We start from the raw sequence: 14,898 nt of genomic DNA on the forward strand, positions 1-14,898 counted from the left end.
GGTGAGCGACAGCAGCGCCCAGAAGCGGCAGTCGGTCCGGGCCCGCTCCTGGTCCCGGTCGTACTAGAGCTTGATCTCGATCATCCGGTCGATGTCCTCGCGCGTCCGGCCGGACCTCGCCAGGCCTTCGTCGACGGCGGGAAGGAGCTAGTCCTCACAGAGCTCGCGGCCCTCGCCGAAAGTGCTGATACCTAGCCACTCCAAGGCGATGCCCACGGCTCGGTGGCCGTCCAGATGCTCTTCACCTTCATGAGCTGCGTGATGGCTTCGAGTCCCATCTCGAGTCCCACGCCGCTCTGCTTGTAGCCGCCGTAGGGTGAGCCGGCGTTCAAGACGTTGACTGCGTTCACCCAGACCAGGCCTGCCTGCAGGCGCTGGGAGAGGCGAGTGGCGCGGGTCAGGCTGTCGGTCCAGACGCTGGCGGAGAGGCCGTAGGCGGAGTCGTTGGCTGCGGTGAGTGCTTCGTCTTCGGTGTCGAAGGCGAACAGGGACAGGACCGGCCCGAAGATCTCTTCGCGCGCGAGGGCGTCGTTGGGGTCCAGGTGTGCGAATACGGTGGGCGTGAGGAAGTACCCGCCGAGTTGGTGGCCGTTGTTGGCCTCGGTGGTGAGCGTGATCTGTTCGGCACCGTGGTCGGCGCCCAGGTCGAGGTACCTCTGGACACGGGCTCGTTGCTGGTCGGAGATGAGCGGGCCCAGGTGGGTGGTTGGGTCGAGGGGGTCGCCGACGCGCAGGCGTGTCACTTCTTCTTGAAGGGCCTCGATGAAGGCGTCGAGGGCAGGTCGTTGGATGTAGAGACGTGTGCCGGCGGTACACGTCTGACCTTGGTTGTTGAAGCCGCTGAAGGCGACGGCACGGGCGGCCCGTGCGACATCGGCGTCTGCGAACACGATGACTGGGCTCTTCCCGCCGAGCTCGAGGCTGACGGACTTGAGCATGGCTCCCGCGGTGCCAGCGATGGCGCGTCCGACGGTGGTCGATCCGGTGAAGACGATCTTCTCTATGTCGGGGTGGCGCACGATGTGGTCTCCGGTGATCTCGCCGGGGCCGTTAAGCACGTTGAGCAGGCCTGGGGGTAGACCTGTTTCGGCGGAGATCGAGGCGAGCAGCAGCGCGGAGACGGGTGACTCCTCCGCGGGCTTGAGCACGACGCCGTTGCCGGTCCCGATTGCGGGGGCGATCTTGGTGACGGCGTTGGTCAGGGGGTAGTTCCAGGGGGTGATGGCGCCGACGACGCCGTAGGGCTCGTACCGGGTGACGTTGGTGTACCCGGGCTGGACGGGGATGTTCGCGCCGCGGAGACGGTCGGTGACACCCGCCCAGTACTCGAGGAGGCGGGCGGCCCGCTCGACGTCACGGGTTCGGGTGTCTCGGATCGGGCGGCCCGCATCGAGGGTGTCAGCGAGGCCAAGGTCGGGGCCGTGGCGTCTGATGGCGTCGGCGAATGCTCGCATGATTCGCGCGCGGTCCTGCCCGTCCATGGCCCACCAACTGGTGGAGGCGCCGGCGGCCGCTTCTGCTGCTTGGTCGACGTCTGCTTCGTCCGCGACGGTCAGCTCCATGAGGACCTGCCCGGTGGTGGGGTCGATGGATTCGAAGGTGTCGCCGGTCTTCGTGGACCACTGGCCTGCGACCCAGTTGGGGACGGGGCCTTGCCCGGGGAAGAGGGAGCGCAGGTGTCGGGCGGCCTCGGGGTGCGATGCGTGGGTCACGGCTGCTCCAGTGATCGGGGTCGGGTGGCGGTGGTGGGTGGCCGGCGGTTGGGTCCGCCGGCCACCCGTGCGGCTCAGGAGCCGTTCGGCGGGTAGAGGATCGACCGGTCGAAGGTGTTGAGGGTGTCCTTGGTGATGACCTGGGGGACGAGGTAGGCCTCCTGCTCGACGTCCTTTCCGTTGAGCTTCTCGACGATGGTGTCGACGACGACGCGCCCGAGCAGGACGGAGCCACCCACGCTCGTCTCCTGGACCCAGCCCTGCTTCATCATGGACTCGAGGTCGGGGTCGAGGTCGACGGTCGCGACCTGGACGTCGCCGGCCTTCTTGCCAGCGGACTTCAGGGACTGAACGACCGCTTGGGCGACGACGCTGTTGAAGGCGTAGAAGCCCTTGACGTTCGGGTCGGCCTGCAGCACGTTCTCGGCAGCTTGAAGCGAAGCGGGCAGGTCGCTGAGGTTGTTCAGCGCCTTTGCCACCTTGACGCTGGGGCACTCGGCGAGGGCCTTCTGCACGCCGACCTGACGAAGCCGGATGAGGTCGATACCGGGAGGACCAAGCAGGAGGCCGACGCTGCCGTCCTTGACGGACGAGCACAGGTACTTCCCGGCCTGGTAGCCCGCGAGCTCGCTGTCCTCGCCGCGCTTGATGACGGCCTTGGACTCCGGGAACACGCCGTCGCCGACAACGAGGACCCCGGCCTTCTGGGCTGCCTCGAGCGCAGGGACGGTGGCGGTGCTGCTCGTCACCGCGATGGCGATGGCGTCGAACTTCTGCTGCGTCGCGTTCTCGATCTGGGAGATCTGCTTGTCGATGTTCGCGTAGCCGCCCGCATCGAAGAACTCGACCTTGACGCCGGTCTTCGTGGCCTCGTCCTTGTAGCCGTACGCCTTCTGCTGGAAGTACGGGTCACCGGCGTTGGGGAACAGGACGGCGATGCGGTACTCGCGGTTCGCCTTCAGACCGTCAACGGTCTTGGCGGTCGGTAGTGCGGTGGGCGTGCCGGTGACGGCGGGAACCGTCGCGTCGGCCGTGCCGGTCTTGGGGCTGGCGCAGGCGGCCAGACCGAGGCTCAGGGCGAGGACGCCCACGACTGCGGACGTGGCGCGCCCGGTCAGGACTGGGGACATGGGAGCTAGACCTTTCGAGTGATCCGAATTCGGGAGGCGGGGAGTGGGAGGCGATCTGGGTTACCGTCGGCCTCCTCCCTCGCGCAGCACCGTGAAGAGGACCGCGATGATGGTCGCCGCCCCGATGACGATGCGCTGGATGAAGGTGGACACGCCCAGCAGGTCGAGCCCGTTCTGGACGATGCCGACCAGGGCCACTCCGAAGAGCGTGCCGATCAGCCGGCCACGCCCGCCGAAGAGTGAGGTGCCGCCGATGACGACGGTGGCGACGGAGGACAGCTCGAGTCCCTGACCGAGCAGGGGCTGCCCGGAGTGGACGCGGGCCGTGAGGATGATCCCGCCGAGGGCGGCGAACACGCCGCTGAGCATGTAGACGAGGACCTTGGTTCGCGCGACCGCAATCCCAGCGAGGGTGGCCGCCTGTTCGTTCCCGCCGATGGCGTAGACGTGGGTGCCGAACCGTGTCCGGTAGAGCAGGAGCCAGACGACGACGAACGCGATGGCGGCCACGATGACGGGGATGGGGACGGGCCCGACGTAGCCGGTGCCCAGTTCGAAGAAGCTGGACTCCGGCAGCTGGAAGATCGGGTCGCCGTTGGTGATCGTCAGTGCGAGACCGCTGACGATGGACAGCATGCCCAGAGTGACGATGAAGGGTGTGATCCGGGTCAGTCCGATGATCAGACCGTTGACCAGGCCCACCAGTGCGCCCGCTCCGAGGGCCAGCGCTGCACCCAGCCAGACATTGCCCTGTTGCAGGCCTGTGGCCATGAAGACGCTCGACAGCGCGATGACCGAGCCGACCGACAGGTCGATGCCGGCCGAGAGGATGACGACCGTCTGCGCGATCCCTATGAGAGCAAGGACCGCGCCCTGCCTGGCGACGTTCGACATGTTGCTCACCTCTGCGAAGTGAGGGGCGCGCAACGCGAAGAACACGACGAGCAGAATGAGGACTGCGGGCAGTCCGACGACCTCCCAGTCGACGCTGCGGAACCCCTTTGTCGTGGTGGCTGTGCTCATGCCGCTCCCTCCCCCACGGGAAGCGCCGCTTGAAGCAGCGTCTCCTGGTCGGCAGCCTCGCGGTCGTGCACCACGGACACGCGGCCCTGGCGCATGACCACGATCCGGTCCGACAGACCCAGGATCTCGGGAAGTTCAGAAGACACGACGACGACGGCCTTTCCTTCGCTGGCGAGCTTGTTGATCAGTTCGTAGATCTCGACCTTCGCTCCCACGTCCACGCCGCGGGTGGGCTCGTCGAGGAGCAGGATGCGTGACCCGGCAGCCAACGCTCGCGCGATGACGACCTTCTGCTGGTTTCCCCCGGAGAGAGCCGCGACCCGCACGTCGCGGTCGGGCACTTTGACGCGCAGGCGCTCGATCTGCGCATCGGCCATCTGGGCGGTGCGATCCTTGGACAGTGCCCCGAGGCGGCTGCACTCGTCGAGAGTGGACAGGCAGATGTTCTCTCGCACGCTCATTCCCAGGACCAGACCCTGCGCGTGCCGTTCCTCGGGAACGAGGGCAAGGCCGTGGCGGATGGCCTGACGGGGGCTCCGGATCTGGACCTGGTGTCCATCTACCGCGGTCGTGCCGCTTGATGCCTTCTCCAGGCCGAAGATGGCTCGGAGCAGCTCGGTCCGGCCAGCCCCGACCAGACCGAAGATGCCCAGGACCTCACCGGCTCGGACCGTCAACGACACGTCGGTGACGCTGCCGGGCACGGTGAGGTGCTCCACCTCGAGCAGGGGGTCACCGAGTTCCACGGAACGGGGTGGGAACTCGCTCTCGATGCTGCGCCCGACCATGAGCCGGACGAGCTCAGCAAGGGGGGTGGTGGCGGGCAGGTCGCTGGCGACGACTTGACCGTCACGCATGACGGTGACTCGATCCCCGATGCGTTCGATCTCCTCGAGACGGTGCGAGATGTAACAGATGGCGACGCCATCGGCCCGGATCTGGTCGATCCGCGCGAAGAGCTCCTGGGTCTCCTGCTGGGACAGAGAGGACGTCGGTTCATCGAGGATGAGCACCTTGGCGTCCCGCGCGAGCGCGCGGATGATCTCCACGACCTGACGCATGGCGATGCTCAGTTCACGCACGGGCGTGGTCGGGTCGACATCGACTCCGAGCAGCTGCAGCTTCTCGCGTGCCTGCCGCTCCATCTGGTTCCGACGAAGCAGCTTCGCGGGGCCAGCGACGGTCTCCCTCCCGAGGAAGATGTTCTGGGCGATGGTGAGGTCAGGGACCAGGGACAACTCCTGGTAGACCGTGCTGATGCCGGCCACCTGCGCGTCGTGGGGCGTGGCGAGCGCGCTCTCCTGCCCGTCGATCGAGATCTGACCCTCGTCCGGTTGCACCGCACCGGACATGATCTTGACGAGCGTCGACTTCCCGGCGCCGTTTTCCCCGAGCAGGACGTGGACCTCACCGGGACGCAGGGCCAGGTCCACGCTTCGCAGGGCCCGCACCCCGGGATAGGTCTTCGAGACCCCGCGCACCTCGATCGCGGGCGCCACGCTCATGCCGCGGCCTCCAGAATCTCGACGACCTGCGCGTGGTTGACCGGACGTGGGCTGCCGGCCACGACGAGGTCACCGAGCACGGCCTGCGCCAAGGAGGGGAAGTCGTCACGCGAGACGCCCACCTGGTGCAGACGGCTGGGCAGGCCGAGTTCGCTCACGAGCTGCTCCACGGCGCCGGCGGCGGCCTCAGCGGGACCAGCAGCGGACACCGCGGCGGCATCCACGCCCAGAGCACCCGCCACCAAGGCCAGCCGCTCCTCGACGACCGGCGCGAGGAACCGCATCACTTGGGGCAGGACGATGCACGACGTCACCCCGTGCTGCATGCCGAACCGGGCGCCGAGTTGGTGGCCGATCGCGTGGGAAAGTCCGAGGGTGAGGTTCATCTCGCCGAAGTAGGACATCCATGCTGCGACCTGTCCCTGCTCGCGAGCCTCGACGGAGGTCGGGTGGGCCTGGGCCAGGCGGAGCGCGGCGGCCATCCGGCGGATGGCGTCGAGGCTGAGGACGTCGATGACGGGTCCACCCTTGGGTGAGTACACCGACTCGATGGCGTGGTCCAGTGCCCGCATGCCCGTCGAGAACCAGAGGGAGGCCGGTGTCTGCACCGCCAGTTCGGGGTCGAGGATCACCGCCCGAGGCGTGAGCTCGTCGGCGATGAGCAGATCCTTCGACCGGCGCTCCTCGCTCGTGACAGCTCCGGCGTTGGCGAACTCGGCCGCGGACAGCGTCGTCGGGATGGCAATGTGGGGCAGTGCCCGCCCGCTCGTCGAAGGGATCGTCGTGGTGTTCGGCGGGACGAACTCGGCGCGGAATCGTTCGAGCTCGGCGACGTTCTCGATCCCCTCGCCGAGGGACAGGGCGAGTGCGCGGGCGGCGTCGACAGAGCTGCCCCCGCCGACGCTGACGACGACGTCGGCGCCGGAGGCACGCAGCGCGTCCAGGCCAGGCTGGAGGCAGGAGTACGGGACGTGCGGACGGACCCCGTCGAAGACCTGAACCAGCTGGTCACCAAGATGGTTTGAGAGACGCTCGAGCGCGTCGGTCGACTTGGTCACGCTGGGGCTGGTGACGACGAACGCGCGGCTCGTGCCGATCTCCTGCATCGCATCGCTGATGCGGGCGATGGCGCCCTGGCCGTGGTGGACCACGTCCATCGGCAGGTAGCGGAAGGTGCGGATGGACTGGGACTCAGTCATGGGTCGCCTCCAGAGGGTTTTCCAGCAGGTCTGTGGTCAGCGCGGCCAAGGCGGCGACTCCGACAGCGATCGCACGCTCATCGACGTCGAAGCGGCTGTCGTGCAGGGGGCGGGCCCCGACCGTGCCGTCCGGGGAGGCGACACCGAGCTTGATGTAGAGCCCGGGGCGTTGCTCGGCGTAGAGGGCGAAGTCGTCAGCAGTCATCGGGGGGTCGTTCACGAGGAGGGGCTCGATCGAGGGTGTCTGCGCGAGAACGTCAAGGGCTCGCCGGACGAGGCGCCCGTCGTTGATGACGGGAGGCATGTCGTTCTTCCAGTCGACCGTGGCCTCGACATCCGACACGGTGCTCACGCCGGCCACCACACGCTCGACCGCCGAGCGCAGGGTGGCTCCGAGCTCCGGCTCGGCGCTGCGGATCGTGCCGGTGAGCTCGGCAGTCGGTGGCACGATGCTCTGCGAACGTCCGCCGATGATCGTGCCGACGTTGATCGTGGCGCGCTGTCCGGGCCGTGTCTCTCGCGACTGGAGCTGGTGGAGGCTGGTCACGATGTGGCTCGCCGCGACGATCGCGTCCCTGCCCTGATCTGGCGCAGCGGCGTGGGCGCCGAGGCCGTGGACGGAGATCTTGAACGCGCTCTTCGAGGCCATTGCGACGCGCTCATCGACGCCAACCGTGCCGGCCGGCAGCCAGGGCCAGCAGTGCAGTCCCAGGACGAGGTCGACGTCGGCGAGCACCCCGGTGTCGACGACGGCGCGTCCGCCGCTCTCCTCGCCGAACGGGATCTCCTCGGCCGGCTGGAAGACGACGGTGACCCGGCCGGGGAGATCGGGGGTCTTTGCGAGCTGCTCGGCGACTCCCAGGACCACGGCGACGTGGACGTCGTGGCCGCAGGCGTGACAGACCCCGTCGGTCTGCGAGCGGTACTCCACGTCCTTCAGGTCCGACGTCGGCAGGGCATCCATGTCCGCCCGGATCAGGACGTGCGGATGTCCCGCACCCAGCGTCGCGACCACGCCGGTTCCAGCCACGCCTTCGGTCACCTCGAGCCCTGCCGCACCAAGCCGAGCGGCGACGAGCCCGGCCGTGCGGAACTCCTGGAAGCGCAGCTCGGGGTGGCGATGGAGGTCTCGCCGGAGCTCGACGAGGTCCCAGAAGGCTTGCTCGGAGAGGGACTCGGACACACTTGCCGCCTTACGTCCTAAATAGGGCTGAAACTCTGTGTCCCGACGATCCCCCCGAGACCCGACGCTGTCAAGGGTTTCGGCGCGGCTTCTCGCCCGCTGAACAGGGTCCCGGACTCATGCCGGGGGGATCAGCTTCTCCACGTCGATGCGGTAGACGGTCTGAGGGCGACCGGCCCCTGGGCCACCTTGCTGTCCGGCCTCGCTGGCGACGCCGGACTCGATCAGCGTGGTGAGAAGCCGCCGCGCCGAGCGAGTCTCGACGCCGTAGACGTCCGCGAGCTCCCTCGCTGTGAACCCGGTGACGTCGAGATTCCGAAGGGCCGCCGCCAACCGGGCCAGCGTCACCGCAGTCAAACCCACCTGTCTGGCATGAGTGAGCACCCGATCGTCGGTGTGCCGCAGACGCGCGAGCCGCCCGCGCGAACCCGAGGACGTCGAGGCGTTCACGATCGTTCCGTCCGCCAGGACGAGGTGGATGTCCTCACCGATCCCAGCGAGCTGGAGGGACCGTCGGGCGTTCGACTCCGCGTCGGCGACCGTGGCTCCGACGCCGAAACCGAAGCGGGTGCCCACCGGGGCGGAGAGTTCGCCGCCCAGCCGCCACCACTGCCAGCGGCTGCGAGCCAACAGTCGCTCAACCGAGCCTCGAGTCGTGTGGATCAGTTGGGTGCCGTCCTCAGCCTCTGCTGCCGTCCCATGGACAGCGGCGGCCAGGGCTGTCGCGGCGGAACGCAGCTTGCGCTTGTTGCCGCGGGCCGCCGAATCTGCGGTGAGGGCGGCGACCGCGGTCTGCGCGTCCTCGCCGCGGACCACGCGGTCCGTGAGGGCAGCCGTGAGCAGACTGTCGCGCAGCGCGGACCTCGTGTGCTGGACGCGCACAACCGGTATGCCGCGGGACTCGAGCTCCCGAGCGACCGAGCCGAGGCAGGTGAGGCAGAGCTCCACCTCCCCCCTTCGGTAGAGCTGCTCATGGAACTCCATGACGTCTGCGGTCGAACGCGTCGAGCGCGTTCCCGGGGACTGGATCGACAGCACATGCTCCGGCGGGTCGAAGCCGAGGTCTTCGAAGCCTTCCCGGGCAAGATCCTCCGGGATCGTGTCGAGACTCAACCGTGGCAGCGTCCCTTGGCGCTCCGAGAGCAGGAGCGCCAAGGTTCGGTACAGGTCAATCCCGCCGTGAGGCACGTACTGCGCCCGGCTGTGAAGTCCAGGACGTCGTTCCCGCGTCAGTTCGTAGGGCACAAGGCCCGTGAAGAGAAGCACGTTGCAGACCGCATCGAGCTCTGCCGCGAGATCCGCCGCCTGCTCGAGGACGTCATAAGAGCGCACCAAGATCTGCCCCGACATGGACAGGTCGGCCGCGACCTGCTGCAGACGCGCCGTCGAGTCCGCCGACCCCACCACACCGATCATGAGCGACACATCCCCTCGAACGTCAATTACGTCCGAAATTATGCACGCTCCTGCAGCCAGGCTCATGCAAGCGGCCCTTATCGCGCCGGAGCAGATCCCACTCGTGGACCAAACCGAAGAGTTTCGGCTCGCAGGCCACAGCTGCTGGGTGACCTCGTGCCAGACCTGAAGAGGCGTGGGGACTCGGCGGGCCACGCCAAAGGGGGATCGGGCAAGCGGCGCACGCTCACTCAGCTCGGCGCCGACCCACCGTTCACGGGAGGGCAGCGGACGCGGAGTGATCGACACGATATTGATGTCGTCGCGGTGACCGTGTAGGCGAGTCTCGTCGCCCTTTGGTGATCGTGACGCGCGTTCGCTCCCGACCTCCAACGGCCCCTGCGGGGCACACTTGGCCAAGCAGACTCCCAATCTTGTCTGGACGATCCGCCCGCGAAGTTCTCTTGGACTGCGGAGACGGGCCTGAGGGGTCCTCCCCCGCTGTGGGTCGGTTCGCGCTCAAGCTGGCTCTGGCCCGCGGAGGCGTCCTCATGCGGACGCTCCAGCAAGCCGCCGTCGGGGACAACTGGGGTGGTGCCGCTGGGTAGCCGCGACGAGTTACGCGGCGCTGGACAGGCCCTCAGCCGCGACACCAAAACGATGACGGCCCCGGTGATTGACCTCCAGGCCCACGAACCGGCGTGGGTCGCCCTCGGTGCGGGCGTGCGCACACCTGCCGAGGGTCAGCGGACAGCCTGCTCTCCCTACGAGGGCGGGCTCGACGGCGTGGGCTGGAATCGACGCGAGGTCGGCTCTTTGGGGGGGATTCCCACCTTCATGTCTGTTGTCTGCGGCACGGCGGAACGCGCTGGCGCACAGTGTGCGTCGACCGAAACCTCTGGCACGTGTCCCAAAGTGGAAGGCGAAGGTGAGCACGGCGTCGTACCGCCCAGTTGGACGCATGCGTCATGGGGTCCGTGCGTGGAGCCGGGACCAAGAGAAGCCATGGTCGGGGCGACCTCATCCGAACAGGCAGCGCTCTTCAGTCCCTGTCATCGGGTGTCATGTACCCAAACCATCACTCAGTGGCTGCCGAGTTCCGAGGAGGTCACGAGCGTGGGGATCAGGAGGCCGGTGATGTCCCTGACGCGGTGACCGCGCGCCTCCTCGTCGACGACACCCGGATGGGGAAGTCTTTTGCTGGTCCTAGGAAACTGAGACGGCCTCGGTGCAGCCCGTCGAGTGGAGAGGTGTGAGCGGTGGGCTCAGCAGTGGCAGAGAACCGTCCCAATGCGACAGATGCGGACGGCCCGAGCATGGGTGTCTCCACGATGTACCTGAAGGAACTCACCATCCGCGGGTTCCGATCCTGCGCGGACGTGAGGGTCCCGCTCTCGCCCGGTGTGACGTTATTGGTTGGCGAGAATAACTCGGGCAAGTCGAATGTGATTGAGGCGCTTCGACTCTCAACGGCGCCGCTGAATGGGCGACGCACGCGCTACTTCGACGTCGACGACGTGACACGTGGACACGTCGGACCTGTGACGGTGACCGCCAGATTTGCCGGGCTGACCGCCTTTCAGCGCGCGCACTTCATCGGCGCGCTCGAGCTCGACACCAACGAAGCCGTCCATTGCACGATTTACCGGCCACCTACGGACAGCATCTCTCGCGGGCGCGTCGACTATCTAGTTGGCGCGACGGCCGCGCCCGATCCTGAGCCCGAGAAGCGCGATCACATCAACCACGTTTACCTCACACCCCTACGTGACGCGCAACGTGAACTCGACTCCTACTCAGGGACGAGACTCGCTCGCATCATCCAGTACCTAGCGACCCCGGAGGAGCAGGACGACTTCGTCAGCACGGCCACCGCCTCCATGAACGAGCTGGCCGGCCACCCGGTGGTGAGGGGCGTACAGGCAGCGATCCAGAGCCATTTGACCGGGCTGACTGCTCCTGGGCGCGAGCAGTCCATGGATGCCGCGTACGACCCGCCCGAGCTCGTACGTCTCGCTAGGAATCTGCGCCTGAAGATGGCGGAGGCTGGGCTCAGCGCTGCGAACCTCAGCGAGTCCGGTCTGGGCTACGCCAACTTGCTGTTCATGGCGACCGTCATACTCGAGCTCCAGAAGTCCAAAGAGTCCGAACTCACCTTGTTCCTGGTCGAGGAGCCGGAGGCTCATCTCCATCCGCAGCTGCAGTCGGTTCTTCTTCAGTTTCTCGTCGACCAGGCCGCGCAATCCGCGAGTGGTGACGCCCTCGCACCAGCCGGCCGAATTCAGGTGATCGCCACTACTCACTCGCCTAACTTGGCTAGCGCTGTGGGAATCGAAGACATTGTCGTGTTGCGTCCTCGCTCCGTCGACACAGGTACCGGTGCCGCGGGTTCCACGGCCGTCATCCCACTTGCCGTATTGCCTCTGACCACCGACGAGCAGCGCAAGGTTAACCAGTACCTCGACGCCAGCCGCTCCGAGCTCCTCTTTGCACGACGAGCCGTCCTTGTCGAAGGCATTGCCGAAGCGGTCTTGCTTCCGGTCCTGGCACGCAAGTGCGTCTTCGCCGGCACCTCAGACAATGAGATCGCCGCAAGGCGTGCGTTCGCCGGCGTCTCCCTCATCACCGTTGGTTCGGTGGATTTCAAGCCCTACATGAAGGTCCTCCTCTCGGCAGTCGATGGGCACCGACTCGTCGATTCGCTGTGCGTCGTCACCGACGCCGATCCGGCGCTGCCCGAGACGCAGACTTCGGCACCTGAAGTCTCCGACCAGTTCCAGCAGGAGAACGGGGCGGACGACGACGATCGCCGCGGGAGCGACCAACAACCCGATACAAATCGCGAACGAACCGAGGAGCCGGCGGCGACCCCGGGCCACGAGCCGTCTGGACAGTTCCCGAGCGACGAGGGCGCGGACGGCGACGAGTACGGCAACGAAGAAGCGGTCGAGGACGAGGAGACCGCGTACAACCGGGCAGCGGACCTCCAGGCGCTCGTCGAGGATCTGGACGCGGCGGATATCGTTCACATCGCCGAGGCTCCCCACACGCTCGAGGCAGACCTGCTGCAGCCAGGTGAGGACAACCGGACTCTCCTCGGACAGGCATATGTGCGCCAGAAGCCCCGATCAATAAAGGTGTGGAAGGCGATCGCCGCCGCCGATGACCCGCCGCAGGCGTTCTACGAGAAACTCCGCGCGAACAAGCGCCTGATCAGCAAGGGCGAGTTTGCGCATGACGTCGCGCAACTCATCGCGGCAGGCGACCCATTCACTTGCCCGGAATACCTTGAGCAAGCCATCACCTTCATCACGACACCCTCCGCGAATGCCTGACGTCACTTTCACCGACGCGCAGTTGGCGTTGATCCGGGCGGAGACAGCGACGTACGTAGAAGCCTGCCCTGGGGCTGGCAAGACCCAAGCCATCGTCCAGCGATTCATCGATCGGCCCCTCACACACCCACGCAAGGGCATCGGATTGATCTCGTTTACGAACGCCGCCATAGACGAAGCCCGGGCTCGCTGTACGACCGAGCCCGCGCTTAAGGAGGCGCCGAACTTCGTCGGAACCATCGACGGCTTCATCAACCGCTTCTTGGTCGGTCCCACCTTCCTTGCGCGCCGGGGCTTCGCTCCCCGGTTTCACGAGTCATGGTCCGCGGTCCCCCACAGCTTGGTCAAGGTGAGCGGAGTTCAGTTGAGCGCCAGCCTCGACTGGTTCGCCGTCCGCGATGGCGCCGCGCACCTCAGCCCAGAACGAGTGCCGATCGAACGCCGCAGGGCGGCCGCCAGTCTCCCGTCACCGGACCTGGCAAGGCTCGAGGGGGAGGCGATGAGGATCTGGAACCGGTTCGTCGAACGTGGAACGCTGAGTGCCTCGGCTGCCAGAGTCGCGATGCGGTCCTACCTCACCGACCCCAAGCGCCGAGAGAAGCTGGGAGCTTTGCTCTCGGACAGGTTCGTGGAAGTCATCGTCGACGAGGTCCAGGACTGCAGTGCGGACGACATCCTCGTTCTCGACTTCCTACACGAGTTCGGCGTGACGATCATTGCCGTCGGTGACCCTGACCAGTCGATCTACGGGTTCAGATCCGATGCGCCGGCCGACATCACCACCTTCGTGAGCAAGCTCGCGGAAGGGGAGCGTCTCAACGGGAACTTTCGCTCGTCGCCGGCCATTTGTGCCGCCGTCGATAGCCTGCGTACGGGATCCGAACGGGACGATCCCATCGGCCGCCATGCCGAGGTCAAATCCCCTGTGGTCTTGCTGTCGTACAACCGCCGCCAGAGCCTTCCCCAGTTGATCGCCAGCGTCATCGAAGCGCATGACATCTCCCGGAAAGACCTCATCGTGCTCGCTCACAGTGCTGATCACGCACGGGTCGCAGCCGGTGCGCCTGGTAGCGGATCAGACTCCACGAGCAAGCTCATTGTCTTGGCGCGAGCCCACCACCTGATCAGCGATCCCCATCGGTCCGGAGCAGAACGGGTCGCAGCCATGAGGTCGCTCGAGCGAACCATTCGGGAGCTCGGTGTCTCCGAAGTTGTCGAGCTGGACCATCCTGACTACCTCGATGCGTGCGGACTCTCCGAACGTACCTTCCGAGAGGGATGCCTCCGACTCGCCGCGGCTCTACCCCGGCCATTTGAGATGAAGCCGTCCGAGTTCCGGGCCGCTTTGGCAGCACTCACGGACTCTCATGCGCAACTGCGGTGGACGTCGCAGCCTCTCAGATCCCCGCCGGGCGATACCTGGCCAAGCCCGCCCGCGGTTCAACCGGAAGGTGCTACCTCGTTTGCACATTCAACGATCCACGGCCTCAAAGGGCGACAGTCGCCAGCAGTGGCCTTGGTCATCCCCGAGAGCCGAGCCGAGGGTGACGGTGTGCAGCAGTGGTGTGGGGGGCTGAGTGGGGAGGAACGACGCGTGCTGTACGTCGGGGCGTCGCGTGCCGAGCGGCTGTTGATCGTTGCAGCCCATGAGTCGACCTTTGACGCTGTGAAGGCGCGGCTGGAAGCCGACGGAGTTCCGACGGAAGTCCCGTGACGATCATGGCGATCTGATCGGGCTCTGAGGGGAGATCCCACGCCCACGCGCCTCGCTGCCCGCCGATACCTGCTCACGCTGCTGTCCCGCGAACGCTAGGTCGACGGTGGGACTCGCTGGCGGACGTTGACCCTGCCTCCGTGCCGGCCAGCCTGGTGTCGGGTGACCAGCCGTCGGGGCTGGCGCGACTGTGAGAAGGTCTAGGCAGTGAGGCGCCACCGGCTTGGTCGGCCATCGCCCTTAGGTCCCGCGTCGGTCAGGCTCGAGTCGTCTGCGGCCGCGGACACCCGCCTTTGGGCGCGGCGGCCAGATCATCCTCAACAAGCGCGCCCTCGTCGACGACATCGTCGACAGCCTCCTGACGCGCATCATCGGCGAGCGCAGGTCCGCCATCGTCATCGTCATCATGCTCAACCAAACTCGCCCCGTGCAGAGGGAAGGAAATCACCGACCTGTCTCACACGATCCTGACGCACAGGGCGCCGCCAACCATCGCGGCTTTCTCTGCAACCTCCGCTCCCGCCCTCTTGAGTTGCTGGCAGAGCTCAGCTCAGAGCGCAGAACTCAGGTGTTGGTGTAAGCGACCACCACCCTGAATACCGACAATCCGCTTGTTCCTGAACCGCAGAATGGATCGCTAACTCGACATCTACAACGACAAGACCACACGGCCTCTGGGGGCGCTTCGAGGGGGTCGTGCTC

At 66.7% G+C, this 14,898-nt stretch carries 9 protein-coding genes; 2 read left to right on the forward strand and 7 right to left on the reverse strand.

Annotated elements, in window-relative coordinates; all coding sequences use genetic code 11:
* Window positions 1–191 precede the first annotated feature (191 nt).
* The 7 genes from HJG52_RS17150 to HJG52_RS17180 all read right to left on the reverse strand — a co-directional run bounded on the left by HJG52_RS17150 (window position 192) and on the right by HJG52_RS17180 (window position 9,168).
* Entirely contained in the window at window positions 192–1,712 is a 1,521-nt protein-coding gene (locus HJG52_RS17150) for an aldehyde dehydrogenase family protein (RefSeq protein WP_171244833.1), read from the reverse strand.
* A gap of 74 nt (window positions 1,713–1,786) precedes the next feature.
* Window positions 1,787–2,842, reverse strand: coding sequence for a sugar ABC transporter substrate-binding protein (locus HJG52_RS17155; protein WP_171244834.1), 1,056 nt, complete (start codon window positions 2,840–2,842; stop codon window positions 1,787–1,789).
* Window positions 2,843–2,902: 60 nt separating this feature from the next.
* Window positions 2,903–3,865 carry an ABC transporter permease gene (locus HJG52_RS17160; RefSeq protein WP_171244835.1) on the reverse strand — a complete coding sequence of 321 codons (963 nt, stop codon included), beginning with the start codon at window positions 3,863–3,865 and terminating at the stop codon, window positions 2,903–2,905.
* A complete protein-coding gene (locus tag HJG52_RS17165; RefSeq protein WP_171244836.1) occupies window positions 3,862–5,370 on the reverse strand; it encodes a sugar ABC transporter ATP-binding protein in 1,509 nt (502 codons plus the stop codon). Before HJG52_RS17165 ends, HJG52_RS17160 begins: the two co-directional genes overlap by 4 nt.
* Entirely contained in the window at window positions 5,367–6,569 is a 1,203-nt protein-coding gene (locus HJG52_RS17170; protein ID WP_171244837.1) for an iron-containing alcohol dehydrogenase, read from the reverse strand. Before HJG52_RS17170 ends, HJG52_RS17165 begins: the two co-directional genes overlap by 4 nt.
* Window positions 6,562–7,752 (reverse strand): amidohydrolase, encoded by a 1,191-nt coding sequence (locus tag HJG52_RS17175; RefSeq protein WP_171244838.1) that lies wholly within the window; start codon window positions 7,750–7,752, stop codon window positions 6,562–6,564. The genes HJG52_RS17170 and HJG52_RS17175 overlap by 8 nt, the downstream gene beginning before the upstream one ends.
* 117 nt (window positions 7,753–7,869) lie before the next feature.
* Entirely contained in the window at window positions 7,870–9,168 is a 1,299-nt protein-coding gene (locus HJG52_RS17180; protein WP_171244839.1) for a hypothetical protein, read from the reverse strand.
* 1,238 nt (window positions 9,169–10,406) lie between these two features.
* Here HJG52_RS17180 and HJG52_RS17185 point away from each other — a divergent pair.
* Together HJG52_RS17185 and HJG52_RS17190 are read left to right on the forward strand one after the other, a co-directional pair.
* Window positions 10,407–12,482 carry an AAA family ATPase gene (locus HJG52_RS17185; protein WP_171244840.1) on the forward strand — a complete coding sequence of 692 codons (2,076 nt, stop codon included), beginning with the start codon at window positions 10,407–10,409 and terminating at the stop codon, window positions 12,480–12,482.
* Window positions 12,475–14,196 (forward strand): UvrD-helicase domain-containing protein, encoded by a 1,722-nt coding sequence (locus HJG52_RS17190; protein WP_171244841.1) that lies wholly within the window; start codon window positions 12,475–12,477, stop codon window positions 14,194–14,196. The genes HJG52_RS17185 and HJG52_RS17190 overlap by 8 nt, the downstream gene beginning before the upstream one ends.
* Window positions 14,197–14,898: the final 702 nt, after the last annotated feature.

It is taken from the genome of Knoellia koreensis (assembly GCF_013041615.1).
GTDB lineage: Bacteria > Actinomycetota > Actinomycetes > Actinomycetales > Dermatophilaceae > Pedococcus > Pedococcus koreensis.